The sequence below is a fragment of the Pelosinus sp. IPA-1 genome (assembly GCF_030269905.1).
In the GTDB taxonomy this organism is placed as follows: Bacteria; Bacillota; Negativicutes; order DSM-13327; family DSM-13327; genus Pelosinus.
In genome coordinates, this window is record NZ_BSVC01000001.1 from 169,416 (window position 1) to 195,937 (window position 26,522).

General features: G+C 36.9%; 23 protein-coding genes and 1 riboswitch. Of the genes, 19 read left to right on the top strand and 4 right to left on the bottom strand.

The window, feature by feature from the left end:
* Positions 1 to 25 precede the first annotated feature (25 nt).
* The 11 genes from rhaA (at position 26) to QSJ81_RS00775 (ending at position 13,590) form a co-directional block, all read left to right on the top strand.
* Positions 26 to 1,279, top strand: coding sequence for an L-rhamnose isomerase (gene rhaA, locus QSJ81_RS00725; protein WP_285715496.1), 1,254 nt, complete (start codon positions 26 to 28; stop codon positions 1,277 to 1,279).
* A gap of 68 nt (positions 1,280 to 1,347) precedes the next feature.
* Positions 1,348 to 2,181, top strand: coding sequence for a rhamnulose-1-phosphate aldolase (rhaD, locus tag QSJ81_RS00730; RefSeq protein ID WP_285715497.1), 834 nt, complete (start codon positions 1,348 to 1,350; stop codon positions 2,179 to 2,181).
* Positions 2,182 to 2,207: 26 nt separating this feature from the next.
* Positions 2,208 to 2,522: an L-rhamnose mutarotase gene (gene rhaM, locus QSJ81_RS00735; RefSeq protein WP_285715498.1), complete on the top strand. Its 315-nt coding sequence runs from the start codon at positions 2,208 to 2,210 to the stop codon at positions 2,520 to 2,522.
* Positions 2,523 to 2,553: 31 nt separating this feature from the next.
* Positions 2,554 to 3,663, top strand: a complete 1,110-nt coding sequence (gene bglB / locus QSJ81_RS00740) for a beta-galactosidase BglB (protein WP_285715499.1) — start codon at positions 2,554 to 2,556, stop codon at positions 3,661 to 3,663.
* Positions 3,664 to 3,889: 226 nt separating this feature from the next.
* Positions 3,890 to 5,464, top strand: a complete 1,575-nt coding sequence (locus QSJ81_RS00745) for an MFS transporter (protein ID WP_285715500.1) — start codon at positions 3,890 to 3,892, stop codon at positions 5,462 to 5,464.
* A 99-nt stretch (positions 5,465 to 5,563) separates the two neighbouring features.
* Positions 5,564 to 6,943, top strand: a complete 1,380-nt coding sequence (locus tag QSJ81_RS00750) for a hypothetical protein (protein ID WP_285715501.1) — start codon at positions 5,564 to 5,566, stop codon at positions 6,941 to 6,943.
* Between the two features lie 58 nt (positions 6,944 to 7,001).
* Entirely contained in the window at positions 7,002 to 7,640 is a 639-nt protein-coding gene (locus QSJ81_RS00755) for a lactate utilization protein (protein ID WP_285715502.1), read from the top strand.
* Between the two features lie 52 nt (positions 7,641 to 7,692).
* Positions 7,693 to 9,087 carry a family 4 glycosyl hydrolase gene (locus QSJ81_RS00760; protein ID WP_285715503.1) on the top strand — a complete coding sequence of 465 codons (1,395 nt, stop codon included), beginning with the start codon at positions 7,693 to 7,695 and terminating at the stop codon, positions 9,085 to 9,087.
* 102 nt (positions 9,088 to 9,189) lie between these two features.
* A complete protein-coding gene (locus QSJ81_RS00765; protein ID WP_285715504.1) occupies positions 9,190 to 10,890 on the top strand; it encodes a methyl-accepting chemotaxis protein in 1,701 nt (566 codons plus the stop codon).
* 347 nt (positions 10,891 to 11,237) lie between these two features.
* Complete coding sequence (locus QSJ81_RS00770) at positions 11,238 to 11,594, top strand: ArsR/SmtB family transcription factor (protein ID WP_285715505.1); 357 nt, start codon at positions 11,238 to 11,240, stop codon at positions 11,592 to 11,594.
* A gap of 151 nt (positions 11,595 to 11,745) precedes the next feature.
* Positions 11,746 to 11,927: riboswitch (cobalamin riboswitch) on the top strand.
* Positions 11,928 to 12,630: 703 nt separating this feature from the next.
* Positions 12,631 to 13,590 (top strand): sirohydrochlorin cobaltochelatase, encoded by a 960-nt coding sequence (locus tag QSJ81_RS00775; RefSeq protein WP_352230856.1) that lies wholly within the window; start codon positions 12,631 to 12,633, stop codon positions 13,588 to 13,590.
* Between the two features lie 73 nt (positions 13,591 to 13,663).
* Here QSJ81_RS00775 and QSJ81_RS00780 read toward each other — a convergent pair whose 3' ends face one another.
* The 3 genes from QSJ81_RS00780 to QSJ81_RS00790 form a co-directional block, all read right to left on the bottom strand.
* Positions 13,664 to 13,933, bottom strand: a complete 270-nt coding sequence (locus QSJ81_RS00780) for an ArsR/SmtB family transcription factor (RefSeq protein ID WP_285715506.1) — start codon at positions 13,931 to 13,933, stop codon at positions 13,664 to 13,666.
* Positions 13,934 to 13,958: 25 nt separating this feature from the next.
* Complete coding sequence (locus tag QSJ81_RS00785; RefSeq protein WP_285715507.1) at positions 13,959 to 16,418, bottom strand: DsrE/DsrF/DrsH-like family protein; 2,460 nt, start codon at positions 16,416 to 16,418, stop codon at positions 13,959 to 13,961.
* 112 nt (positions 16,419 to 16,530) lie between these two features.
* Entirely contained in the window at positions 16,531 to 17,418 is an 888-nt protein-coding gene (locus QSJ81_RS00790; RefSeq protein ID WP_285715508.1) for a LysR family transcriptional regulator, read from the bottom strand.
* A gap of 91 nt (positions 17,419 to 17,509) precedes the next feature.
* Here QSJ81_RS00790 and QSJ81_RS00795 point away from each other — a divergent pair, with 91 nt between their 5' ends.
* Genes QSJ81_RS00795 through QSJ81_RS00810 form a run of 4 tightly spaced genes read left to right on the top strand, consistent with a single transcriptional unit; the run spans position 17,510 to position 21,045 of the window.
* Positions 17,510 to 18,001, top strand: a complete 492-nt coding sequence (locus QSJ81_RS00795; RefSeq protein ID WP_285715509.1) for a LeuD/DmdB family oxidoreductase small subunit — start codon at positions 17,510 to 17,512, stop codon at positions 17,999 to 18,001.
* 13 nt (positions 18,002 to 18,014) lie between these two features.
* Complete coding sequence (locus tag QSJ81_RS00800) at positions 18,015 to 19,271, top strand: 3-isopropylmalate dehydratase large subunit (RefSeq protein ID WP_285715510.1); 1,257 nt, start codon at positions 18,015 to 18,017, stop codon at positions 19,269 to 19,271.
* On the top strand, positions 19,268 to 19,762 hold the full coding sequence (locus QSJ81_RS00805; RefSeq protein WP_285715511.1) for a LeuD/DmdB family oxidoreductase small subunit: 495 nt from the start codon (positions 19,268 to 19,270) through the stop codon (positions 19,760 to 19,762). The genes QSJ81_RS00800 and QSJ81_RS00805 overlap by 4 nt, the downstream gene beginning before the upstream one ends.
* A gap of 20 nt (positions 19,763 to 19,782) precedes the next feature.
* Positions 19,783 to 21,045 (top strand): 3-isopropylmalate dehydratase large subunit, encoded by a 1,263-nt coding sequence (locus tag QSJ81_RS00810; protein WP_285715512.1) that lies wholly within the window; start codon positions 19,783 to 19,785, stop codon positions 21,043 to 21,045.
* A gap of 422 nt (positions 21,046 to 21,467) precedes the next feature.
* On the opposite strand, the gene QSJ81_RS00815 is transcribed toward QSJ81_RS00810, so the two are convergent.
* Positions 21,468 to 22,229: a tRNA threonylcarbamoyladenosine dehydratase gene (locus QSJ81_RS00815; RefSeq protein WP_285715513.1), complete on the bottom strand. Its 762-nt coding sequence runs from the start codon at positions 22,227 to 22,229 to the stop codon at positions 21,468 to 21,470.
* Between the two features lie 309 nt (positions 22,230 to 22,538).
* Between QSJ81_RS00815 and QSJ81_RS00820 the strand changes: the two genes are divergently transcribed.
* The 4 genes from QSJ81_RS00820 (at position 22,539) to QSJ81_RS00835 (ending at position 26,512) form a co-directional block, all read left to right on the top strand.
* Positions 22,539 to 23,435, top strand: a complete 897-nt coding sequence (locus tag QSJ81_RS00820; RefSeq protein ID WP_285715514.1) for a phosphatase domain-containing putative toxin — start codon at positions 22,539 to 22,541, stop codon at positions 23,433 to 23,435.
* Positions 23,436 to 23,480: 45 nt separating this feature from the next.
* Entirely contained in the window at positions 23,481 to 24,677 is a 1,197-nt protein-coding gene (locus QSJ81_RS00825; RefSeq protein ID WP_285715515.1) for an MFS transporter, read from the top strand.
* Positions 24,677 to 25,474 carry an AraC family transcriptional regulator gene (locus QSJ81_RS00830; RefSeq protein ID WP_285715516.1) on the top strand — a complete coding sequence of 266 codons (798 nt, stop codon included), beginning with the start codon at positions 24,677 to 24,679 and terminating at the stop codon, positions 25,472 to 25,474. Before QSJ81_RS00825 ends, QSJ81_RS00830 begins: the two co-directional genes overlap by 1 nt.
* 99 nt (positions 25,475 to 25,573) lie before the next feature.
* Positions 25,574 to 26,512, top strand: coding sequence for a DMT family transporter (locus tag QSJ81_RS00835; RefSeq protein WP_285715517.1), 939 nt, complete (start codon positions 25,574 to 25,576; stop codon positions 26,510 to 26,512).
* The last annotated feature ends 10 nt before the right edge of the window (positions 26,513 to 26,522 follow it).

Sequence of the window (26,522 nt, forward strand, 5' to 3'; positions counted from 1 at the left end):
TGAATAATCGAGGGGAGAATTACATATGGACAAGCTGTTAAAGAGGCAATTTGAAGAAGCAAAAGCAATTTACGCTAAAATAGGTATTGATGTGGATGAAGTACTCAATAAACTGGCACAAGTAAAGATTTCACTGCATTGTTGGCAAGGGGATGATGTTCGAGGCTTTCTTAAAAGTGAAGAATTATCTGGAGGAATTTCAGTTACAGGTAATTATCCAGGAGCAGCCCGTACGCCCTTGGAACTTCGAAAAGATTTAGAGAAGGCATTTTCTCTGATACCTGGTAAACATAAGGTGAATTTGCATGCTATTTATGCTGATACTGATGAAAAAGTTGATGTAGATCAATTAGAGCCTAAGCATTTTACACCTTGGGTTAATTGGGCTAAAGAACAGGGTCTTGGATTAGATTTTAATCCAACTTGTTTTTCCCATCCTAATTTTAAAGATGGATTCTCCATAAGTCATCCTGATAGTAGCATTCGAGATTTTTGGATCACACATTGCAAAGCAGCGCGTAAAATCGCTGCATATTTCGGTAAAGAACTAAACCAAACTTGTATTACTAATTTCTGGTTTCCTGATGGGTTCAAAGACATACCTGTTGATCGCATGGCACCTAGAAAAAGGATGAAAGAAGCCCTAGATGAGGTGTTTTCTGAAGAAATTAGTTATCAATATAATGTGGATGCAGTGGAAAGTAAGCTATTTGGCATTGGTTCGGAAAGTTATGTAGTAGGATCGCATGAATTTTGTTTGAGTTATGCGCTTCAGAATAAGAAGGCAATTTGCTTGGACGTAGGACATTTTCATCCGACAGAGACTATATCAAATAAACTTTCAGCTATAGCACTATTTGATACTGAAATTTTACTACATGTGAGTCGCCCAGTCCGCTGGGATAGTGATCATGTGGTTATCATGGATGATGAATTACAAGAAATTGCCAAAGAACTTGTACGAAATAATTTGCTAGATAAAGTTCATATAGGGCTTGATTATTTTGACGCTAGCATCAACCGCATTGCTGCATGGGTGATTGGATCACGTAATATGCTGAAAGCATTACTTCGTGCAATGCTTGAACCAATTGAAATGTTAAAGGAAGCAGAAAATAAAGCTGATTTTACAACACGGTTAGTTTTGTTGGAAGAAATGAAGTCTTACCCTTTTGGCGCGGTTTGGGATTATTATTGTGCAACAGCGAATGTTCCTATCCGGGAATCATGGTTGGCAGATGTGAAAAAATATGAAAAAGACGTATTGTTAAAACGATAGTTCTAGGAAAAGGTATTGCACGTCATATTAATGGCTGTTGCTGTTATTGAAGAAATGGAGGAATCAGTATGGGAATAACTACGATGCAACATAGAATTCCGTTTGTGAATGAGATGATGGAAGTTACTCGCAATATGTGGGAGCTAGGGTGGGATGAACGTAATGGGGGAAATATCAGTTACCTTTTAAAAAAGAATGAAGTAAAAGAATATATAGATATAAAAGACGTTAAACGCACTATTCCCCTTGAATTTCCGGTTAGAGAGTTGGTAGATAAATATTTCATTGTAACTGGAACGGGAAAATACTTTAAAAATGTGGTGGTGAATCCAGAAAAAAATCTTGGTGTTATTCGTATAACAGAGGATGGAAATGCTATAGAAGTTTTGTGGGGATATGAAGATGGCAGCCGTCCAACAAGTGAGTTAGCAGCTCACTTTATGAGCCACATTGAACGGCTAAAAAAAGATCCAGAACATCGTGTTATCATGCATGCTCATGCCACAAATGTTCTGGCGATGACTTTCGTACATGATCTTGATGAAAAGAATTTCACTAAGACCTTGTGGCAGATGTGTACAGAGTGTTTAGTTGTTTTTCCAGATGGCATTGGTATCATTCCTTGGATAGTCCCGGGAACGAATGAAATAGGTCAAAGAACAGCAAATAAAATGAAAGATTGTCGCTTAGTTATTTGGCCACAACACGGAATCTTTGGTGCAGGTAGTACTATAGATGAAACATTTGGATTGATTGAGACAGTTGAAAAAGCAGCGCAAATTTATATGCTGATCAATTCACATCAAGGTGGAATTAAGCAAATCATTACAGAACAGCAACTGTTAGATTTGGCCAAGGTTTTTGGAGTAAATCCGGTAGACGGGATACTCAATGCAAAGTGAAAAATAAAAAGGTGAGGAGGGAGGAAATGATTCGTAAAGCATTTATTATGAAATTATTTAATAACTGTTATGAAGAGTACAAAACACGTCACGATGAAATTTGGCCAGAAATGGTACAAATGCTTAAGGAACATGGCGCATCTAACTACTCAATCTATTTTGAGCCCAACACAAATTCCTTATTTGCATATCTTGAAATTCAAGATGAAAATCAATGGAATAAAAGCGCCGAAACGCAAGTCTGTCAAAAATGGTGGGAGCATATGAAAGGTCTGATGGAGACGAATGATGATAATTCTCCAGTGATAACCAACCTGCAAGAAGTGTTCTTTTTAAAATGATATAAAGCGAAAAAGGAGTGTCAATTACATTATGGCAAGTAGTGTTAATAAAGTGGGAAGAAGAGATATTGTACATAAAATAAATTTACTTATGGATAATTTGATCAATATTAAAGATGAGACAGGCGAATTTTTATTAAGACTTGATGATGGAAGAGTCATAGACACGAAGGGGTGGGCTGGCTGGGAGTGGACCCATGGAATTGGGTTATATGGCATGTATAAGTACTATGAATTAACACAAGATGAAAAGGCTTTACGCATTATAAACGATTGGTTTACCGATCGGTTTGCAGAGGAAAGTACAACCAAAAACGTCAATACCGTTTCGCCGTTCTTGACCTTAGCTTATTTATATGAAGATACTAAAAATAAATCTTATCGGTCTTATTTAGAACAATGGATGGATTGGGTCATGTATGAAATGCCCAGAACAGAAGAAAATGGCTTGCAGCATATTGTTTATAATAGCGAAAATAAACAGCAAATTTGGGATGACACCTTAATGATGTGTGTATTGCCTTTAGCAAAAGTAGGTAAGCTTTTTAATAATCTTGCGTATATCGAAGAAGCAAAAAAGCAATTTTTATTACATATCAAGTATTTAGCAGACAAAAAAACGGGACTTTGGTTTCATGGTTGGAACTTTGAAGGGCGGCATAATTTTGCTGATGCATTATGGGCGAGAGGCAATTGCTGGATTACAATCGCTATCCCTGAATTTATAGAGCTGTTAGATTTGAATGAGGATAATTCTATAAAAGAATTTTTGCTAGATGCATTAAAAAATCAAATAGAAGCATTGGCTAACTATCAAGATGAGCATAGTGGTTTGTGGCATACCATATTGGACGATGATAGTTCCTATTTGGAAGCTTCGGCTACAGCTGGTTTTGCTTATGGCATATTGAAGGCAGTCCGTAAGCGATACGTTGATAAGAAATATGAAGGGATGGCTATTAAAGCAATACAGGGGGTCTTGAATAATATCAGCGAAGATGGCGAACTTCAAAATGTCTCTTTTGGCACACCTGTTTTTCATTCCATTCAAGAGTATAAAGATATACCTCTTACCTCTATGCCTTATGGACAATCTCTCGCTATATTGTGCCTGTCAGAATATTTACGTAGTTATATTTAATGTATTTTTACTGCCTATTGTATCTTCGTAGCGTTATCCAACTTCCCAATAATGACATCTTATTTTTTCGAAAATTATGATTAATTGATGAAGTTAGAGGGAAGAAGGAACGTAGCGATAACTGCTCCTATGTATAATGAAAAGCTTCGAGGTTTTAGTAAGACAGCTACAGTCCTGAAAACAATTTAATTTGACTAAATCATATTTGGAAGGATTAGTGATTTTTATGAGTGTAAAAGAGCGAAAATTAGAATTTATCAATTATTTTTCTTATGGTATAACCGATTTCATAGGCGCGGGAGCATTTGCATTAACGAGTGCGTGGTTATTATATTTCTATACTACATTTTGCGGCCTAACATTAGTGGAAGCGAGCTCTATATTTGCATTGGCACGTATCGTTGATGCAGTGGCTAGTCCTACTATGGGTTTTATAACCGATAATTTTCATAAAACCCGCCTAGGCAGAAGATTTGGCAGAAGAAAATTCTTTTTATTGATTAGCATTCCTCTGGTAATTTGTTATTCATTCATATGGATGACTGGTTTTTCCTACTTATATTATCTTATGACATATATATTGTTTGAAATTGTATATACCATGATATTAATCCCTTACGACACATTGGCAGCGGAAATGACGTCAAATTATAAAGTGCGTGCCAAGCTTACCAGCGCCAGAATGTATTGTGCTCAGTTTTCGGCATTTGTTGCGGCCTTCTTACCAGGAAGATTAATCAATGCTTTAGGAAAAGAATCTTCTGGATCCTTTCTATATGCTGGAGCCATTTTTACCGGTATTTTCATAGTTGTATTGATACTCGTATATAACTTTACTTGGGAACGATCTTTGGAAGAAATAAAATCTACAGAGTGTAAAGAACCTAAAGTAAGATTGAGCATTGGGCAAAACATACAAAAAATTTATATCGATTTAATCACAACACTCAGAATTCAAACATTCAGAGCTCACCTAGGAATGTACATAGGCGGATATCTGGCACAAGACACTTTCAATGCCGTATTCACTTACTTTATCGTGTTTGCTCTGTTTAAAGATGCTGTATTAGTATCCAATTTGCTGGCTACTATGTATATCTTTCAAATTGCTGGCGTAGGAATAGCCACTTATGTGACATTAAAAGTGAGTCCGGGTTCAGCATTTAGAATAGTATCGTCTCTGTTTATGCTAAGTATTTTTGGCTATTTGGCTATCTATGGGATTGGTGGTGGCAATAGTGTAATTGCCTTGTACGTGGTATCAGCTGTTGCCGGCCTTGGAAGAGGCGGAATTAACTTCATCCCTTGGAACAATTATACTTTTGTTCCTGACGTTGATGAAATTGTATCTGGAGATAGAAGAGAGGGCGTTTTTGCTGGATTTATGTCTTTTTTAAGAAAGGCATCGCAAGCTCTTGCAATCTTCGTGGTTGGAATCATACTGCAAGAATTCCATTTTGTTTCTGGCGTAAAAGAGCAGTCGCATGAAGCCTTGGTAGCTATGGTGGTTATATTGGTAGTAGTACCGTTAGCATTTCTCATATTAGGTATTATCGGATCTTATAAGTTTAAAATCACAGATGCATCCCATTCTATACTCAAAAAAGAAATTGAACGGATAAAAAATGGCGGTCTTAAAAGTGACGTAGATGATGTGACTCGCGCTACTGTTGAGGCTTTAACTGGATGGAAGTATGAAAATCTATGGGGCAATAATCCAATTGGATATGCAAATTGGAAAAAATACAATAAATTAGAGAAAAATCAATCAACCTATGATGCCGCTAACAGGGAAGTCTGAACAGGAATGAACTGTTAAAAATGGATACTACATATAAATGTGAGTCCGTTAAAATCTGATTAATCAGATTTGATGATGAAAAATAGGGGGAGAAAATCAATGAAAATTAAAATGAAACGACAAATTACTCTTACCATAGCGCTGGGATTGACAGCATTCAGCACCGCCTTTGCAGCTGCTGTAAGCCCCTTTGATGAAGTTCCAGAAAAAAATTGGACTTATAATTCAATGAGCAGATTAGCTAAAAGTGGAGTTGTGGATGGTTACAATGATACCTCATTTACCAATGGTAAGATCCTTACACGTTATGAAATGGCATTTCTTGTGGCAAAGGTCATGTCAAAAGTCAACAAATCTGATGCAGCAGTTAAAGCTGAAACGAAAACCGATCTTGAAAAGCTGGAAGACGAATTTTCTGCGGAGCTGAAGAATCTTGGTGTTCGAGTTCCGCGTCAGGATGGAAGTATTTCTGATGTCAAATTTAGTGGTGACGCTCGCATTCGTTATCAAATTAATCCTGTATTAACTGCTACCAATAAAAGCAGTTCAAATCCTTCACGCCTTCAAGAACGTTGGGACTTAAATTTTACGGCACCCGTTAGTGAAAAAATCACTTTTAATGGTCAAATTTGGACAGAAAATAGAGTATTGAGTCGTTCCGTAAATAGTGGAACTTTAGTCTCTGAAAATGCCGGAACTATGTTTGATAAAGGTGAATTTGTTTGGAAAAATGCGAATACTGCTTTAACACTCGGCCGTTTTCAGCCATTTTTAGGTCAAGGTATCATTTTTGCTGGTGGACCAGGTAACTTTATGGATGGTATTTATGGCACATATAAATTAGATCCGAGAACGGCCGTATCCGCTGGTTATGCCGATATGGGTGCCGAATTTGAAAATATCGGTACTAGTGGCTTGGCAAATTTAAACGGGAACCAACAAAGTGTCAAAGTAAGTATGCAGAATGTAAGCTATCAGGTTGACAGTAATGCTACTCTTACTGCTGCTCATATGAAGGTAATGAATCATCCGGTTTTCGGAACAGTTCCCTATAATTTTGATCAATATGCTGTTGGCGGTAAAGTAAAAACTGGCGAGATGACCATTATCGCTGAGGGCGTGGTAAATAATGCTGATAATCTTCCAGCTAATGCCCGAACCAAAGGTGGTTGGGGTAGAATTCAGTGGAAGGCTTCTGATCCCAAAAAACCTGGAACATACCAAATTTCTGCTGATTATTTGAAATTTGGCAATTGGGCCATTGATTCTACCTTCTGGAAAATTGTTCTGCCAGTGCCAGGTGGTAACGGCATTGGGGGCGATGGTGCGAAAGGTTTTGGACTCGATTTTGATTATGTTGTTGCCAAGAATCTTGATGTAGATGTTAAATACTATAAATTAAAACCCTATGATAGTAATGCAAGTACCTTTTCCTCCTATGAACCCTATTATGGTTTTATCACCAATTGGAGATTCTAGCTTATAGAAAAAGCGAAAGTTTTCAAATCAAAATTATAAAATTGCGAAGGTGCTAATCATGATGGACATAACAAAGGGTCAATACGAACAAACGGCAAAATTTATGACGGAAGTATTAAATTACAAAGGCTTTAATACCTATTATGCAAAAGATTTGCAGGAAGCAAAAAATCGCGTCTTAGAAATGATACCCCAGAATGCATCAATAGGACTGGGTGGTTCCGTTACCATCGAAAAAATGAATATTTTAGATATATTACGGTCTAACAAATATAAAATGATTGATCGTTATCAAGAGTGTTCTCATGAACAGCATATTAAATTTTATCAAGATGCACTGCTGGCTGATTACTTTTTAACTGGGGCAAATGCCATTACCAAAAACGGAGAAATTGTATGTACTGATTGTTCAGGTAATCGAGTGGCAGCAATGATCTTTGGGCCAGGAAAAGTGATTGTCGTGGTTGGAGTAAACAAACTTGTGAAAGATCTTAATGAGGCTTTTAACAGAATAAAAAGTATTGCTCCGCTAAATGCAAAAAGGAATCATCATAACACACCGTGTACTGTTACAGGAAAATGTGAACAGTGTAATCAGCCAGAAAGTATGTGTAATTATACAGGGATTATACACAATGGGAAGAGATTTGAGGGAAGAACAACCGTAATCGTTATTGCCGATGAAGTAGGTCTTTAGTAATATTCAGCCCGTTCCTTTATAGGAGCGGGCTGAATAAGGAGGAGATAAAATGCAGTACTGTGGAGATCGGGTGAATGATATTACAATTGCTTATATAGGTGGCGGATCAAGGGGCTGGGCATGGAGACTGATGAGTGATTTAGCTGTAGAAGAATGTATGTCAGGTACAGTTAAGCTCTACGACATTGATTTTGAAGCGGCTCAGGACAATGAAATTTTAGGAAATACACTTTTTGATCGTGAGGACGTAAAAGGGAAGTGGCAGTATAAAGCAGTAAAAACATTGGAAGCAGCACTATCTGGTGCTGATTTTATAGTAATATCTATTCTGCCTGGAACTTTTGCAGATATGGCATCAGATGTTCATTTACCTGAACAATATGGGATTTATCAATCTGTGGGGGATTCGGTAGGCCCTGGGGGATTACTGAGAGCTTTACGAACAATACCTATGTATGTGGAGATCGCTAAGAAAATAAAAAAATATTCACCCAAGGCTTGGGTTATTAATTATACAAATCCTATGGCTTTATGCACCAAGACCTTATATGAAGTATTTCCCGAAATAAAAGCATTTGGCTGTTGTCATGAAGTCTTTGCGACACAAAAACTTCTCGCTTCAGTTTTAAGAGAATTAAAGGGTCTTGATGGAATTGAAAGGTCGGATATTAAGATTAACGTGCTTGGCATTAATCATTTTACATGGATTAGTGAAGCCAATTATAAGAATATAGATGTGTTTGCATTGTATAAAGAGTTTGTGAATGCTTTTTACCAAGAAGGATATGAAGATGGTACTCAAAAAGGGCACTGGATTAATGATTCTTTTTCTTCGGCAAACAGGGTTAAATTTGATTTGTTCAAGCGTTTTGGGATTATAGCGGCGGCGGGGGATCGCCATTTGGCGGAATTTTTTCCAAGTAATTGGTATCTAAAAGATCTTGATACTATTAAAAAGTGGAAGTTTAATCTAACTCCAGTAAAATGGAGGATACAGGATTTAAATAACCGCTGTGAAAAAAGTAAAAACCTAGTCAATGGTAGAAACAAATTTGAATTGAAGGAATCTGGTGAGGAAGGTGTCAAACAAATAAAAGCACTTCTTGGCCTCGCAGATTTAGTTACTAATGTTAATATACTTAATAGGGGGCAAGTAACGGGGGTGCCAATAGGCGCAGTGGTCGAAACCAATGCTGTCTTTACGCGAGATAGTCTTAAACCAGTAATGGCTGGCCGATTACCTATTGCTATTGAAAGTTTGGTAGTGAGGCATGTTTATAACCAAGATACTATTTTGAAAGCTTCCTTTAACAAAGATAAAGAATTGGCTTTAAGTGCATTCTTAAATGATCCGTTGGTAACTATACCAGTTGATGATGCAACTCAATTATTTAATAAAATGATTGATAATTCACGAGAATATTTATCGGAATGGAAGTTATAATTATCTCACCATATAGCGTTTATTCTAGCCCCCAAATGGGCTAGAACTAAATTTCTTATATACATGGATGATCTGGATTAATTTTAGAAAGGAATAATTGCCTTGAAAAACATTAAAATAACTGTTGCTTTCCTCATTCTTGCCATCCTTTCTATTATCGCCGTTATTTCAATTAGCCTTTTTGGCATTAAAATAGTGAATGTGGCTAAACAACTCCAAATAACGATGTATCATGAAAGATATCTTCCTACTAGTAATATATTGGATGTGAAAACGGATTATACTCTTATACGAATAAACTATCTCAAGACACTATATGAAGGATATAAACCTGACAGTGAAAAGGAAGTAGTAAATAGGACCAAGTTAGCCATGCAAAAATTGGATGCCGCAGAAAATTCTGCAGAAAATGAATCAGAGAAGAGGTCCATCAAAGAGCTAAAACAATTATTGCAAAAGTATCAAGAAAATCTTTTGCAGTTAATGCATATAGTCAAAGATGGGCAACAGCTTTCTGAAGAACAAAAGCAGCCTGTATTCTTTATGGGACAAGATGTTGTAAACAAGATTGAAGAAATCGTTAAATATGAGTTAGAAGCAACTGAAACTTTGAACAAACAATCGGAAGTACTGGTTTCACAAAGCAAATCAGTATTTATAGTAACAAGTGTTATGACCATTTTGATATTGCTGCTGTTTTCTGGGATGATAATCTTAAAGATAAAGCGCGAAATGAATGCCATTTTACTGTATTTTGATAAATTGGCAGCAAGTGATTTCTCCGCTGATTTGCCCAGCGAGTTAAGAAATAGTAAAGATGAGATCGGGTATATTACGGAAAAGGCAGATCGAATGGTTACGTCGATCAGGGAAATTGTGCAAAATGTAGTTGTAGAGTCTAAGAATATTAAGGCTTCAGCCGATGGAACGAATACAGAAATCAATCAACTCCACTGCCAAGTTAATGAAATATTGGGTATTACACAAACTTTATCAGCAGGTATACAACAAACTGCCACAGCGGCTGAGGAAATGAATGCAACATCTTCTAAAATTGAAAAATCATTGACAGGATTTGTTAGGCGATCGGCAGAAGGTTCTTTAAGTACAAATGTGATTAGTGCTAAAGCAAGTCAACTAGGGCAATTAGCAGAAGAATCTCACGATGAAGCCAATCATATTTATTCAAGTACGAATGTGAAACTAAGAAACGCTATTGAAAGTGCGAAAACAGTTGATCACATTGATGTCCTCTCAAATTCAATTTTAGCGATTACTGAACAAACTTCCTTGTTGTCTTTGAATGCTGCTATTGAGGCAGCAAGGGCGGGTGAACAGGGAAAGGGGTTTGCTGTTGTTGCTGACGAGATTAGAAAACTAGCCGAAAGTTCCAAGAAGTCTGTCACAGAAATTCAAGATGTGACAAAAACTGTAGTTGAAGCTGTCAAAAATTTAGTCGATAGTTCTGAACAAGTATTGGGTTTTATTGATAAAAGAGTAGTAAAAGATTATGAAAATCAAATTGAAACTACGAAAAATTATACCAATGATGCGCAATACTTTAATAATATTGTCACAGAGTTTCAAAATAGTTCAGAAAATATTTTGAAATCTGTTCAAAACATGGTTACAGCAATTGATGAAATTTCTTTATCAGCCAACGAAGGTGCTGCAGGATCCCGGACTATTGCGAGTAAGACTTTAATTATCGCGGATAAAGTAAACAGTATTATTAAGCAAGCCGAGGAAGAACGGGTTAGTTCAGAGAAACTGCTATCGGTTGTGAATAAGTTTAAAATATAGTTAACCTTTTGGGGATTAGAATAATATTGGTAATGATAAAGGGAATGGAATTACTCTATTAAATAAAGAGTGGTTCCATTCTTTCATATATAAATATTTAACCATTCCTGTATGTATACTAATTTTTCAATGAGGCATAAATTTTTACCCACCCTTCAGCCTATGGAATTTTAGTAGATATCGGTTGCCGTACTAAATGTACCTTGTATAAAGAATGAACGGTATAAAGTAGAGGTATGTTGACAAAGGTAAATATACAGTATATGATTAAAAATTAATATAATCATGTACTGTAACTTTATATATAACATAGCTTCACTAAATCAATTGGAGAGTTGGAGGAGAACATGAACATAATACGGACACTAAAGGCATTAAGCGATGAAACTAGATTAAGAATTATAAATTTGTTATGGGTTGAAAATTTGTGCGTTTGTGAGATTGAAGCCATTCTGCAAAGCAGTCAGTCCAACGTATCTAGGCATTTGGCGAAACTTCGCGATGCAGGAATTATCTATAGCGAAAAAAAGTCTCAGTGGGTGTATTACGGCATGAGTAATGAAGCTATAAAACACTACGCCTTTATAAAGACATTATTAGATGAAGATGTTGCCCAATATCCTCAATATAAAGAAGATATAGCAAAACTGAGGATCTACCGAGAGCAAAATATTACCTGCGCTTCTTTGGAAGATTCGCATTAAGGTTTCTTTGTTCTTTAGAATGAAAATATACCCTTTCCTAACATTTCTGGCGGTTACAAAGAATTTAAAATGGAAGATCAGTAAGAAATATACAGGCTTGTATATTTCTTAATAAAGTGCTATCATATGTGTGAAGACGATTTAACTGAAAACTTAATAAATAGAGATAGGTGCCCTAAGGGGCTTAATAGGGAAGTCCGGTTTCATGCCGGCGCGGTCCCGCCACTGTAATGAGGAGCGAACCCAAGGTATACCACTGAGACGAAAGTTTTGGGAAGGTTTGGGTAAGCAATGATCCAGAGCCAGGAGAACTGCCTATTTGATAATCACCGTTTTACCCACGAGCGATGGGGAGGGGATTAAGTGCACACCAAGGTTGTATTGTACTTATTTCCCGGCGTATATAGTGCCGGGATTTTTATTAGATATAACTAGATGTTCTTAATGTTCTCCCGACTTGTGGTCGGGAGATTTTTATTTGTTATGTGACTATTTCGTATTTGGGTGCGAAATAGCTAACATATGCTTCAAACTTTCAAATCCATATTGTTGTGAGCTGCCCTAGGGAAGGACAGCTAGTTCCGTGGAAGCGGAACTCCTTTTTTCAGTCAAGTGTAATGTAGTGTAGTTGCTTAATTATCCGAGTGCATTACATACGCTATAGTATATAAAAGTATAAAAACTCTTACATTGTATTTAAGTAATTTGGCTGAAGTTTTATCCGATGACAAAACCGCTCTAAGACTCCCATCCTTATCTCGCTAGCAGTCTGTAATTCCCTGCCCTTTATGGTCAGGTAAACAGGCTGTAAACTCGAAATAAGTTCGCTCTAAGGGACTCCGGACCCAAGGATCACTTATATAAGTGGGAGTTAAGAACGGCTAAGTCCTGGATAAGTGCGACTAAGATTCAGGTGGAGTTAAAACTCCTTCTGAATCAAGTCTTCTTTATTTTTGATGAGTGAGGTGAATTAAGCTACTAATCTAATAAGCAGTAAATTTTAATTTAGTAAATATGAAAGGTTAGGTGTAGTGTTATGAATAAAATCATGAGAGTACTTGGAATTTTATTTTTATCCATTGCCATTATTGGAGGCTTTACCATGAGGCAAACAGCGAGTGCTGCAGACTTGACAGATAAGAAGGCTATTTTAGTTGTTAGCTTTGGTACTACTTTTGCGGATACACGAAAAGTAACGACTGATGCTGTGGAGTCTAAAATTCGCGAAGCTTTTCCTGAGTATGAAGTTCGCCAAGCGTTTACTTCTCGAATTATTATCAAAAGATTAGCTGAACGGGACGGTATTAAAATTGATACTGAAAAGCAAGCACTCGATAAGTTGAAAGCAGAAGGATATACGGAAGTCATTGTTCAACCCCTGCATATGGAAGCTGGCGATGAATATGCAAAACTAACTCATGTTGTTGAAAAGTATGAAGAAAGTAAAGCTTTTAATAAAATATCTATTGGGCACCCAGTTCTTTACTATACAGGACAAGAAGGGGAAAAACCGGATGATTATGCAATTGCTATCAAAGCGTTAGAAAATCAATTGCCAAAACTAGGTAAGCAAGAGGCCGTTGCTATGATGGGCCATGGTGGTGTAAATCCTTCCAATGCAGCTTATGCTGCACTGCAAATGAAGATTAACGATGCTGGTCTTAAAAATGTCTTTATATTCACAGTTGAAGGATATCCAACAGTAGAAAATCTTATAACTGAATTGAGAGCAAATAAGATTAAAAAAGTAACGTTAATGCCTTTTATGCTGGTTGCTGGTGATCATGCCAACAACGATATGGCTGGGGATGATAAAGAATCGTTCAAATCCCAGTTGATAGCAGCTGGGTTTAAAGTAGATACTTATCTTCACGGTTTAGGTGAAAATGTAGGCATACAAGATATTTATGTACAACATGTGAAAGATGCCATCGAAGGAAAGTTTGACAAAAGCAAAAGAAGTAAAGACCGCCCAGTGATTCCAGTCATTGAGTAGGAATTTATAGAGTAATAAAGAACGCACCTTACAGCCATGGGATGGTCTGTAAGGTGCGATTTTTTAAGAGTGACTAAAATAGTATTGCTACAATATCTTTTACTTGTTGATTGGCTACCTTATAACAGATTTCTAACCCTTTTCGTTCTCCTTCAATAATCCCTGCTGACTTTAGTTTTGCTAGATGCTGGGAAACTGTGGATTGGGGGAGATTCAGACATTCTTGCATCTTTGTTACGTTACATTGGTTATTAATTAAGCCTCTAACAATACAAAGTCTTACGGGATGGGCGATTGCTTTGAGTACTTCGCTTTGCTGAATATAGTTTCTCATATCTTCCATATTATCACCCTCAATTTCTACTGTATTAGATAAATAAATTGGTATCGGCTAATTCTGCAGCGCTAAGATACGTAGCAACACCGGCGACTTCAATGCCGTCTATTAGCTCCTCTACTTTGATGCCCATTACATCTAGGGACATGCTGCAAGCTACGATTCGAATGCCTTGTCTTTGGGCCTGCTGAATTAGATCTTCTAAAGAAGAAACATTTTTTTTGTTCATAATATACCGTATCATTTTACCACCAATACCACCCATATTCATAGTGGATAAGCCAAGTTTTTTAGATCCTCTAGGCATCATCATGCCAAACATAGCTTCTAGCAGTGTTTTACTAGTATTTACTTTAATTGGTTTTCTAAGAATATTAAGTCCCCAAAAGGTGAAAAACATAGTTACTTTTCTTCCCATAGCCGCGGCTCCATTGGCAATAATGAAGGCAGCAATTGCCTTATCTAAATCACCACTGAAGACAACCATCGTTTTATCATTGTTAGGGGAATTAAGGTTCGTACTTTCCTTTTGTAATGCAGTGCCTTTTTTTATATAAGCTTTGACAAGCTGATTTGAGGTATTTACCTCTAGCAAAAGGTTACCAGTGCTTACGCACCAAGCCTTTATGTCGGAGCCAAAAGCCAGATCAGTAGTTATTACTTCTAAAACTTGACCAAGCTGCATTGTATTCAGGGTATTATAAACTTGCATAATCGGACCAGGACACTGTAATCCACAAGCATCAATGGTAACGTCAACTTGTTTGCTTTGGGGTGATGTGGTGGTTTGCTGTACATTTTCTTTCTGCAATTCTTCATAACGGAAAATATCCCGATTGGATTGTTCTTGCATGGCAGTAGTATAGGTTTTATAACCGCCACTTAAATTTTTCAGATTTGTAAAGCCATTTTGGACTAGGATTCTATAAGCCAAATAGCCTCTTAATCCGATCTGGCAAAAAAGAATGAGTTCTTTATTTTTAGGAATTTCCTGGAGTCTGCCTCTTAGTTCATCGAGGGGAATGTTGATGGCATCTTCTATCGAACCCATACCAAATTCTATAGGGGTTCGTACATCGACTAAAAGAGCATTTTCTTTATCTACTTGCTTGATTTCGTCCCAATGAATAATTTTGTGATCTCCTTTTAATATGTTGGATGCAACATAACCAGCCATATTGACAGGATCTTTTGCAGATGAATAGGGTGGTGCATAAGATAATTCCAATTTCTCTAAATCATAAACTGTCATACCAGCACGAATCGCTGTCGCAATGACATCAATTCTTTTTTCCACGCCTGCCTGGCCAATTGCTTGAGCGCCGAGTATTTTTCCATCGATTGGAGAAAAAAGGAGCTTTAGAGAAATTGTGGTCGCACCACGGTAGTAACCTGCATGGGATAAAGAATGGGTGTAGGATTTTTCATAGGGAATTTGAAATCTCTTTAGTATTTTCTCATTATTTCCTGTAGAAGATACTGTTACATCAAATACTTTGAGTACAGAAGTTCCTTGTGTTCCAGTATACTCATCTTGCCTGCCTAAAATATGATTGGCAGCAATTCGTCCTTGTTTATTGGCGGGCCCAGCTAATGGAATGAGAGTAGGGTGACCGTTTACATAATCAATTACTTCAATGGCATCACCGACAGCATAAATATCAGGATCTGAAGTTCTTAAATTTTTGTCAACTTGAATTCCGCCTCTTTCTCCTAAAACTAAATTCGCTGATTTTGCCAGTTTAGTATCTGGAATAACGCCAATGCCTAATAGAATGATATCTGCTTTAAGCTCTGTATTGCTCGTAAGTGAAACAATGGAATAATTCTCTTCTTGACGCACTGATGTTACGCCATCTTCCAGATAAACTTCCATGCCTTTTTCTTTTAAATATTGATGCACTAAAGCTGCCATTTCAAAGTCGATGGGCCCCATTACTTGATTGGCTAATTCCACTAAGGTAACTTTGATGCCTCTTTCTACTAGATTCTCAGCTAATTCAATACCGATGAATCCTCCTCCTACGACAATGGCTCGTTTGGGTTGATGAGTGTCAACAAAATCTTTAATAGCATAGGTATCCGGAATATTTCTCATGGTGAAAACATTCGCCGCCTCTAAGCCAGGGATCGGAGGTTTAATTGGAGCGGCACCTGGCGAGAGAATTAATTTATCATATGATTCTCTATAGTTAGTGCCTTTTCTAAGATCCTTTACCACAAGTTCTTTTTTCTCAGTATCAATACTTAGGACTTCGCTAAAGACTCGCACGTCAATATTAAATCGTATATTCATTGCTTCTGGTGTTTGTACGACAAGCTGTTCTTTTTCGCGAATAACTTCGCCTACATAATAAGGCAAACCACAGTTAGCAAAGGAGATATGTTCTCCTTTTTCAAAAAGAATAATCTCAGCTGTTTCATCTAAACGTCTTAAACGTGCCGCTGCACTTGCGCCTCCAGCTACTCCGCCAACGATCAATATCTTCATAAATTTCATCTCTCCTCACTTTTAATATCATTATATCTATATATTACGATATAACGATGTAACGTGCAAGAGAAAAACAATTAAATAATATGGAAAATAGAGGAAACTTGCTTTAGATAAGAGTTTGAAGATAAGAGAGGAAGGTTTGGGTTGCAATCGATAAATTTTTTTTCTTATTAAATATTATGCCGATGGTGCGAGACGGAATGGGAGGGGAAACGGGAATTTCTACAAGGTTCCCATTGGCCAGATCTTGTTCAATAAAATTTTTAATTACAACGGTTACGCCTAAGCCAATTTTGGCAAATTCAATAAGAAAATCCATAGTATTAATTTCTATTTCAGGTTTAATAAATATATTATTTTCAATAAAAAATTGATCAATATATTGGCGTGTAATATTATCTGATTCGAGAAGCATGAAAATGGCTTTTGTGAAAATATCGTTAGGCGCCACCACTTGAATGCTTTTTAAATACTCTTTTTCAGCAACAAAGATGTCTTGGATAGTAGCTAATTTGATAAAAGTATAGGAATCCAGATTAAATGGGCGGCTGACAATACCAAAGTCAATCATTCCTTGGTCAATGTGCTGTAATGTATCAAAAGTGGTTTTATTAATAATTTTTATTTTAATTTCAGGATATTGATTCATAAAGGGTTTAAGGTGGGGGAGAAGAAAATGCTTACATAACGTCGTACTAACACCAATGGTAATTACACCTTGTTTTTTGCTCTTAAGTTCCGTTAGGGTATTTTCACCTTCTGAAATGAGATGGAGTGCCTTTTCTATATATTCATAGAAAAGTTTCCCTTCTGTCGTTAAAGTCACTCCCTTTGAACTGCGGGAAAATAATTTAATATCAAGAATTGCTTCTAGTTTTTTTATGGACTTACTTACTGCTGGTTGACTGATATACAATGCCGCTGCTGCATGGGAGATATTTTTATAGTATGCAACAGTATGAAAAATTTTATATAGTTCTAAATCTTTACTCATACTATAACCCCTCGTTATATTAAATATAATTAATATGTATTATTATTATAACACGTTAACTTTTATAATAGTAGAAAGGCTAGAAAGAGAGATGATTAAATTGATTAAAGGTAAGGTATGGAAATTCGGTAATGATGTAGATACGGATCAAATCATTCCGTCCCAATATTTGCTATTGCCCACCGTAGAGGAAATGAAGCAGTATACCTTTGAACCTTTAGACAAAGACTTTGCTTCTACTATATGTGCAGGTGACGTCATTGTAGGAGGAGAAAATTTTGGTTCCGGTTCTTCCAGAGAACAGGCTCCATTAGTACTAAAAGCCTTAGGGGTAAGTGCAGTGGTAGCAAAATCTTTTGCAAGAATTTTCTTTAGAAATGCGATTAATATTGGATTGCCGGTAATACTCTGCAAAGAAGTTTATGATGATGTACAAAATCAGGATACCCTCGAGATCGACGTGCAAAGAGGTAGCATCCGAAGTGTCAAATCAGGTGAAATTTTTACATCTACCACGTTGCCAGCTCACGTGATGAACATATTAAAAGCAGGCGGCTTGATCGGATTTTTAAATCAGAAATAAAGGGGGTACGACAATGGGAATGACGATAGGAGAGAAAATCTTGGCTCGGGCTAGTGGTAAGGATGTTGTGAAACCTGGGGAAATCATCACGGCAAAAGTAGATTTATGTATGAGTAATGATGGTACAACCCATTTAAATATTGATATATTTGAAAATCAACTGAAGGCAGAAAAAGTCTATAATCCAGATAAGGTAGTTTTTATTGTAGATCATAATGTGCCTTCAGAAAGTGCCAAAACTGCTGAGGTACACAAAAAAATGCGAATATTTGCGCAAAAACATCAAATTCCATTTTATGAAGGAACAGGCGTGTGTCATCAGATCATGATTGAAGATTTTGTTGTACCGGGACAGTTGATCATTGCGGCAGATTCTCATACCTGTTCTTATGGTGGGCTAGGAGCCTTTGGCACAGGGGTGGGCTGTACGGATTTTACTTCTGTAATGCATACAGGAGAAATATGGCTGATGGTGCCAGAGACATTAAAGTTTATTATTGAAGGTAAGTTTAAACCAGGTGTATATGCGCGGGATTTGATCTTAAAAATCATTGGTGACATAGGGGCAAATGGAGCTAACTACAAGATTATGGAGTTTGGCGGACCGGCCGTGAAAGATTTTACCATTGATGATAGAGTTGTACTTTGTAATATGGCGGTGGAGGCAGGAGCAAAAAGTGGTCTTATTGCGCCAGATGAAACTACTATTGAATATGTTACCTCCAAAGGGCGTCAAGATATGCATCTATTTACTAGTGATGAGGATGCAGTGTATGAGAAGATATATTACTATAATTTAGATGAATTAGAGCCGATGATTGCTATACCTCACTGTGTAGATGATGTCGTTCCCATAAAAGAGATTTCCGAAGTAAAGATTAATCAGGGATTTATTGGTTCCTGCAATAACGGAAGAATCGAAGAACTTCGTGCTGCCGCAGAAATTTTACGGGGAAATAAGGTTGATCCTTATATGAAACTACTGATTTCCCCTGCCTCGAAAGCAATATACTTACAGGCTTTATCAGAAGGGCTCATTGACATTTTCGTCGAAAGTGGCGCGATGGTACTTAATCCAAATTGTAGTGTTTGCTGGGGAAGCTGCCAGGGGGTAATTGGTGAAGGGGAAGTCTTATTATCTACAGGAACACGAAACTTTAAAGGTAGAGCAGGCCATCCTAATTCCAGTATTTACTTGGCTTCAGCAGCTACGGTTGCTGCTTCAGCTCTTACAGGAAAAATAACAGATCCCAGGGGGGCAGTACAATGAATAGAAAATTTACAGGAAGAGTTTGGAAACTAGGAGATGATATTGATACGGATATTATTATCCCTACCCAGTTTCTTGCCTTGAACTCAGTAGAAGATATGAAGAGATATGCATTTTATCCTCTAAGGCCCAGGTTGCCTGAATTGATTAATCCAGGGGACATTATTGTAGCAGGGAAAAACTTTGGTTGTGGTTCTTCACGGGAACAAGCGCCAGAAATTATCGCAGCATTGAAAGTTGGCTGTATTATTGCTAAATCTTATGCTAGGATATTTTATCGCAATGCGTTTAATAATGGTTTGCTGCTTCTTGAGAATGAAGACCTTTATGATTGTTGCGGAGAAGGCGATGAAGTTTCTGTAAATCTTGAAAGCAGTAAAGTATCCCTAGGGAAAAAAGCATTTAAGGTATCTTCCATACCCAGGGATTTACTAAAGATGGTAGAAGCAGGCGGACTAGTTCCTTTTATGAGAGAACGGAATGGCAAGTAGTGTAAAAAGGAGGTAGGATTATGGGATATACTCTAGCAGAAAAAATCATCATGAAAAATACTGGGAAAAAGTCGGTTACTCCAGGTGAACTGCTCAATGTTAATGTGGATCGGGTCATGGTTCACGACATTTTTGCCCCTTTTGTAGTTGAAAAATTTAGAGAAATGGGCTTTGAGAAAGTCTGGAATCCAGATAAGATTGTTTTTGTCTATGATCATCTTGTTCCCACTAGTTTTATTGAAGATTTTCGCCACCATAAAATAGGGGATGACTTTGCCAGAGAACAAAACATTAAGGCTGTTCATCGTTCTGATGGTGTTTGTCATCAATTGATGCCAGAGTTACGATATGTTGTTCCTGGTCAAGTGGTTTTTGGTACAGATTCTCATACGACTACCTATGGGGCAATTGGTGCTTTTTCTACAGGGATTGGTTATACGGAAATGGCGGCAATTTTTGGAACGGGAGAGTTATGGATAAAGGTTCCGCCAACTCTAAAGTTTATCATAAATGGTGATCTACCAAAGGGCGTATATGCCAAAGATATCATTTTAAGAATTCTTGGGGATATTGGAGCTGACGGAGCTACTTATAAAGCCATGGAGTTTACTGGCTCCACAATTGATGGTTTAAGTATATCTTCAAGAATGACGCTTTCCAACATGGCAGTAGAAGCGGGAGCTAAGGTCGGAGTAATTGCCCCTGATGAAAAAACTTTCGCATTTAGTGGCGTAGATGGCAATAAGTATCAGGATTTAAAAAGCGACCATGATGCAGGGTATGAAAAGGTTTTCACCTATGATGCATCCACATTAAAACCTGTTGTTGCCTGTCCATCAAATGTAGATAATATTAGTGATGTGGAACAATTGTATGGAACAAAAATAGATCAAGGTTTTATTGGATCCTGTACCAATGGCAGGCTTGAAGATTTGGAGATCGCAGCCGAAATACTAAAGGGACGTAAAATTGCCCCTTTTACAAGGCTTATTGTGACCCCTGCTAGCCGCAGTATCTACGCAGAAGCTGTGAAAAAAGGTATTATCGGTATTTTAGTGGAAGCGGGAGCCATTATGAATCCACCTTCCTGTGGCTTATGCTGTGGCAGGAGTGGCGGTATTGTATCAGATGGGGAGAAAGTCATTGCAACGAATAATCGAAATTTCTTAGGCAGGATGGGCAGTCCTAAGTCTGAAATCTTCCTTGCCTCCCCAGCGACAGTCGCTGCTGCCGTATTGGAAGGTAAAATTGTGAATCCAAGAAAGTATTTATCCGATGACTAAACCGCTCTAAGACTCCCAACTTCATCTCGTTAACAGCCTGTAATATCCTGCACTCTGGTTCGGATAACAGTCTGTAAAACTCGAAGTAAGTTCGCTCTAAGGATTTTCGAATCCAAGGCTCACTTATATAAGTGGGAGTTAAGAGCGGCTAAGTCCCTGGATAAGTGCGACTAAGATTCAGATGGAGTTAAAACTCCATCTGAATCAAGTCTTCTTTATAACTACAAAAAAAGCACTAGCTGCCGTTTCATTGGCAACTAGTGCTTTCTTATTGCGCTAGAGAGTATATGTTTTAGAATAGAGCGAGAAAAGAATGATTTAGCTACAGAGGCGCAGAGTCACGGAGGGGAATTTTTTAACCCTATTTATTTTCCTCTGTGCCCTTTGTGTCTCTGTGGTTAAAAATTTGTAAATTTTTCTTTTTACTTCTTACTAAAGGCAATGTCTTTTACGACTTCACCAGCGATGATTAGGCCAGCAACGGATGGCACGAAAGAGATACTACCAGGGATTTGACGGCGAATTGTACATTTTCGGGTAGTGCCTGAGGGGCAGATGCAACCTGTTGTACAACTCGACCCTTCTGTTTCTTTTGGGGTTATTGGCACTTCTTTTGAATAGACCACCTTTAAGGAAGGAATCCCACGTTTTTTTAATTCTTTACGCATTACTTTGGCTAAGGGGCATACAGAAGTTTTGTAAATATCCGCTACTTCAAATTGTGTTGGATCTAGTTTATTACCGGCACCCATGCAGCTTATAATGGGGATATTTTTCGCATTAGCCTTTTGAATTAAATCAATTTTTCCTGTTACTGTATCAATGGCATCTACGATATAGTCATAGTCATCAAAAATTAATTCATCGGCAGTATCTGGCATATAAAATTTTTGTAAGGTTGTTACTTCTACGTCAGGGTTAATTTCTAAAATTCGTTCTTTCATAACCTCAACTTTAGCTTTGCCTACAGTTTTGCGGGTCGCAAGTAATTGACGATTAATGTTAGTTAAGCAAACACAGTCGTCATCAATGAGGACTAGTTTGCCTACCCCTGATCGAACCAATCCTTCTACAGTATAAGATCCTACACCGCCAATGCCAAAAACAGCTACTTTACTGTTCTTTAATCTATTTAATGCTTCCTCGCCAATTAGTAATTCAGTTCGAGAAAATTGATGTAACATCTTGTCACCTATTCCTATTCAATATTTTATGGATGAGCTATGTGAAGAATTCAGTCCAGCCCACTCTATTTAGACTTTGTAACTTAAAAATTTGTTTATAGATTAGTATTCGTAATCTATAATAAAAGGAAATTCGACTCACCAAATCTTATCAAAAATACGTATAAAATTCAACTGTATCTTATATTAAACTCTTTCTTTTAAAGTTATTACTTTTGTACAAGGAAATGGTCGTTTGCATATGGAATATACATAGGAGCAAAAATATGCCAGTAGTATCTGGTAAAACCAACAAAAGGAGTAGTTATTATGAAAAAAATTGCAGCAATGATTGCGTTCCTCTTATTATTTTGTCCGTCTTTTCTACGGGCTATGTCTGAAGTTACACAAAATGAACCAGTCATTAAGATTGACAGCAATCATGAATCGCAGCTTCCTAAAAATTTTAGAACAACAAGTAATTTAGAGAATTTTACAGAAAATATACCTTCTACGTTAGGGCTTACAGAACTGCATGAATCAGGGAGTGCTCAATTTTCAGAAAAAGAATTTACCCAAGTTTTAGGTAAAATATCTGGGAAAATCATTATTGTTGACTTACGGCAAGAATCTCATGGATTTTTAGATGGTACGGCTGTAAGCTGGTATGGGAAAAAAAACTGGGCAAATGTTGGTAAAAGCTTAGAGGAAATTGAGAAAGATGAACAAGAACGATTGCAGTCATCACTAACTACTCCCATAAACATAGCACCTTTTAAAGCAAACGAGGCAGGGAAAATCAGCAATGCACTTACGGAAGCTCAACTTGTTTCTTCTTATGGAGTACAATATTTTCGTATTCCCGTTACGGATCATATGCCGCCTAGTAATGAGAATGTAGATCAATTTATTCAGTTTTATAAGAGCTTACCTCAAGATGCTTGGCTTCATTTTCATTGTCATGCTGGCCATGGCCGGACGACTACTTTTATGGCTATGTATGATATTTTGCGAAATGGGAAAAAGGTTAGCTTTGAAGATATCATGAAACGTCAAGCTTTATTAGGTAATATGGATCTTCGGGAAATACCATCATCTAAAAAAGCTTGGGAACGGAAACTTTATGAAGATCGGGCACTCTTTATTAAACAGTTTTATGATTATGTAACTCAATCAAGTGATGATTTGCCCGTTATGTGGTCTGATTGGATTGGACAGCATCAATAAGTAGTCCTTAGAACAAACTGAACTTAGGACCTAAAGGAGCTATTCATGAACAATAAGGGGCTAAAAGCTAAGCAATTTAATAATACACCAATTACAATTTTATTAGTTCTGCTATATGTAATTGTTGCCATGAGTGATAACTTTAAAGGAATCTTTGTGCCCTTTTTTAAAGAAGATTTTCGGCTTAATAATACGGAAATTGGCTATATGTTAACAGCAGGTCTGTTGGCTTACGCAGTCTTTCAGTATATTGGCGGGATCTTTATTGAAAAAATTGGTTATAAGAAGGTCATAGCTCTTGGCTTTTTAATTGGTATGGCTTCCTTATTACTTTTAATTACCTGTAAAAGCTACCTGGTATTAATTCTTGGTTTATTTGGTTTAAATATTGGCATGGCCATGTTTAATGTTGGGGTAAATACCTTAGGGCCAGTCCTTACCGTTGCCTCAACCGCCGTACTGATGAATTTTGTAAATTTTTCTTATGGGGCTAGTAACACTGTAATTCAAAAAGTCGTTGGTAATCTTTTATCAAAAGGAGTAGAGTGGACCCAATTTTATGTTTTTATGCTGTTTTGTTCCGGGATTTTATTTGTATATTTGCTACTAATAAAAATACCCTATGCACCAAAAAGTGAAAAAGCAAATTATAGTAAAATGGATTTGCTTAAAAATAAAATGCTTTATCTTTATATTATCGCTTTAGGTTTTTACCTTGCCTCTGAATATGGGATAGGAAATTGGTTTGTTACTTACATGGGGGAAGAATTCAAATTAGATGCCGATGGTCGGGCGCTGTACGCAGCCTTATTCTTTGGGGCCGAAACAGTGGGAAGGTTATTTGGTGGATATATCGTTGATAGACTGGGAACTTTTAAGAGTATGCTGCTCTATGGATGTTTTGCTACTTTGTTTTCTACCGTCGGTATACTATTAGGTGAAGCCGGGCTCATTATATTCTCTATCGCAGGGTTATTTTATTCTATAATCTATCCTACCATTATAATGACGGCACATACAGTTTTTAAGGAAGCTGCATCCTATGCCACAGGGCTAATTTTGATGTGTGGAACTCTTATTGCTATGGTCGTTAATATGTTTATGGGTGTAGCGAACGATGTAATAGGTGTTTATTATTCTTATTATAGTATAGCTATCTGCATAGCAATCACTACATTATCAATTTTATTTATTAAGCGCAAAGTAGAAACTGTAGAGGTAAAGGTAGGAGAGAGTATCTAATGGGTGTGCAATTTTATCGTGATAAGGATTTGCCATATTTTGAATTAAAACAATGTGATACAAGTCAACTTTCCTATAAAAAACATGCTCATGAAGAATACTCTCTTGGAATTGTGGATAAAGGGAAGAGTTCTTTTTGGTATGAAGGAAAGTCCGAAGAGGTATCTCCCCGAACAATTGTCTTTATACCACCTGACTTAGTTCACTCCTGCAATCCTGAGCAAAAAGAGCAATGGAAGTATAACATGTTATTTATTAATGCTGCATGGATTGATAGCTTTATGAATAGTGAGGCAAAAGATTTATACCAATATCCAGTTGTAAAGAATATTTCAGATCCTGAAATATTTAGCATGACGAATAAAATGATAGAGAATTTAGTTCAGAATGCAAGCCCGCTAGAGAAAGAAGAAAGTATTATCGCTATTTTTGAAAAAATTGTTAGTCAAATCGATCCAGTAGATAAAGGAAGATGTAAGAAGGAATTACCTAAATTGCAAATCATTAAAGAGTATTTGCAAAGTAATTTCTTTGATAAAATTACTTTGGATTTGTTAGAAAAAGTATCAGGAATTAATAAATTCCATATCATTCGCCTATTTAAGGAGGAATTTGGTATTCCCCCTCATATGTATCAAACCCTATTGAGAATTAATTATGCAAAAAAACAACTACGTAAACAGCGACAAATAACAGACGTAGCATTAGAAGCTGGATTTTATGACCAAAGTCATTTTAGTAAAGTTTTCAAAAGCCATATGGGAATCACTCCTGATCGATACGAAAAATTAATATAATTAACAATTGATACTAACAAATTTGATTTTGATAGTATCAATTTTTTACAATACGCCTAGATTTTTCTTTGTTATGATAAAGAAAAACAGGAGGGCGTTATGAAAGAACAAATTTTATGGTACCAGAGAGGGATTAGTTTTTGTACTCAAAAACAAGTAATAGCCAATTTAATGATGGCCATGGTAGTGGTATTGTGGGGCGTTTCATTTGTAAGTATAAAAATAGCAGTAACTGAAATTCCACCGACTACGATGGCCTTAGTGCGTTTTACTATTGCTTCCTTACTTCTTGGCATTCTGCTGAAAAAAGTAGAACCAAGGGCAACCGTAGCTAACGTAGATCTGCCTAAAATGGTAGTGGGTGGAATTCTGGGTATCACGTGTTATTTTTATTTTGAAAATATGGGGGTTAAGTTGTCGACCGCTGTGAATGCATCTCTCATCGTAACCGTCATTCCGATTATTGCAATTAGTTTGGATGTATTATTTTTTCACAGTAAAATAACTGGATTAAAACTTTTGGCAGTTGGTATCGCGTTAATAGGAACTTATTTATCAGTAACGGCAAATGGGAAAATTGAATTTAACTCTGTAAATTTCAAGGGAAATATGCTCATGATTGGTGCGATGGTATCTTGGGCACTTTACACTTTGCTCAATAAGTCTTTGCAAGGAAAGTATTCCGGAGTATGCATGATAACTTACCAAACCGGTTTTGGAACATTATGTCTGTTGCCCTTAGCTCTCTTAGAATATCAAGAGTGGAGAGTGTTTTCTTTAGTGGCTTTTTGGCATATTTTATTCCTTGCTGTCTGTTGTACTGTTGGTTGTTATCTGTTATATATGTACGTCTTAAAGCATTTAGATGTTGCCATTACGACGATCTATCTGAATGTAGTACCTATTATCGGAGTGCTAAGTGGTCAATATTTTTTAAATGAGAGTGTATTTCCTATTCAACTTGTAGGTGGAATACTAACAGTCATAGCCATATTGGCAATTAATATAGATATGATAATGCAGAGAAAAGAAATTTAGAATCCCTAAA

Bases quoted from the DNA above. Each gene is read 5' to 3' on its own strand.
- QSJ81_RS00835 (WP_285715517.1), top strand. From the start codon at position 25,574: ATGAAAGAACAAATTTTATGGTACCAGAGAGGGATTAGTTTTTGTACT.
- QSJ81_RS00785 (WP_285715507.1), bottom strand. From the start codon at position 16,418: ATGAAGATATTGATCGTTGGCGGAGTAGCTGGAGGCGCAAGTGCAGCG.
- QSJ81_RS00755 (WP_285715502.1), top strand. From the start codon at position 7,002: ATGATGGACATAACAAAGGGTCAATACGAACAAACGGCAAAATTTATG.
- QSJ81_RS00745 (WP_285715500.1), top strand. From the start codon at position 3,890: ATGAGTGTAAAAGAGCGAAAATTAGAATTTATCAATTATTTTTCTTAT.
- QSJ81_RS00760 (WP_285715503.1), top strand. From the start codon at position 7,693: ATGCAGTACTGTGGAGATCGGGTGAATGATATTACAATTGCTTATATA.
- QSJ81_RS00825 (WP_285715515.1), top strand. From the start codon at position 23,481: ATGAACAATAAGGGGCTAAAAGCTAAGCAATTTAATAATACACCAATT.
- QSJ81_RS00800 (WP_285715510.1), top strand. From the start codon at position 18,015: ATGGGAATGACGATAGGAGAGAAAATCTTGGCTCGGGCTAGTGGTAAG.
- QSJ81_RS00815 (WP_285715513.1), bottom strand. From the start codon at position 22,229: ATGTTACATCAATTTTCTCGAACTGAATTACTAATTGGCGAGGAAGCA.
- rhaD (WP_285715497.1), top strand. From the start codon at position 1,348: ATGGGAATAACTACGATGCAACATAGAATTCCGTTTGTGAATGAGATG.
- QSJ81_RS00780 (WP_285715506.1), bottom strand. From the start codon at position 13,933: ATGGAAGATATGAGAAACTATATTCAGCAAAGCGAAGTACTCAAAGCA.
- QSJ81_RS00820 (WP_285715514.1), top strand. From the start codon at position 22,539: ATGAAAAAAATTGCAGCAATGATTGCGTTCCTCTTATTATTTTGTCCG.
- QSJ81_RS00795 (WP_285715509.1), top strand. From the start codon at position 17,510: ATGATTAAATTGATTAAAGGTAAGGTATGGAAATTCGGTAATGATGTA.
- QSJ81_RS00790 (WP_285715508.1), bottom strand. From the start codon at position 17,418: ATGAGTAAAGATTTAGAACTATATAAAATTTTTCATACTGTTGCATAC.
- QSJ81_RS00810 (WP_285715512.1), top strand. From the start codon at position 19,783: ATGGGATATACTCTAGCAGAAAAAATCATCATGAAAAATACTGGGAAA.
- QSJ81_RS00830 (WP_285715516.1), top strand. From the start codon at position 24,677: ATGGGTGTGCAATTTTATCGTGATAAGGATTTGCCATATTTTGAATTA.
- rhaM (WP_285715498.1), top strand. From the start codon at position 2,208: ATGATTCGTAAAGCATTTATTATGAAATTATTTAATAACTGTTATGAA.
- rhaA (WP_285715496.1), top strand. From the start codon at position 26: ATGGACAAGCTGTTAAAGAGGCAATTTGAAGAAGCAAAAGCAATTTAC.
- bglB (WP_285715499.1), top strand. From the start codon at position 2,554: ATGGCAAGTAGTGTTAATAAAGTGGGAAGAAGAGATATTGTACATAAA.
- QSJ81_RS00750 (WP_285715501.1), top strand. From the start codon at position 5,564: ATGAAAATTAAAATGAAACGACAAATTACTCTTACCATAGCGCTGGGA.
- QSJ81_RS00770 (WP_285715505.1), top strand. From the start codon at position 11,238: ATGAACATAATACGGACACTAAAGGCATTAAGCGATGAAACTAGATTA.
- QSJ81_RS00805 (WP_285715511.1), top strand. From the start codon at position 19,268: ATGAATAGAAAATTTACAGGAAGAGTTTGGAAACTAGGAGATGATATT.
- QSJ81_RS00775 (WP_352230856.1), top strand. From the start codon at position 12,631: ATGAATAAAATCATGAGAGTACTTGGAATTTTATTTTTATCCATTGCC.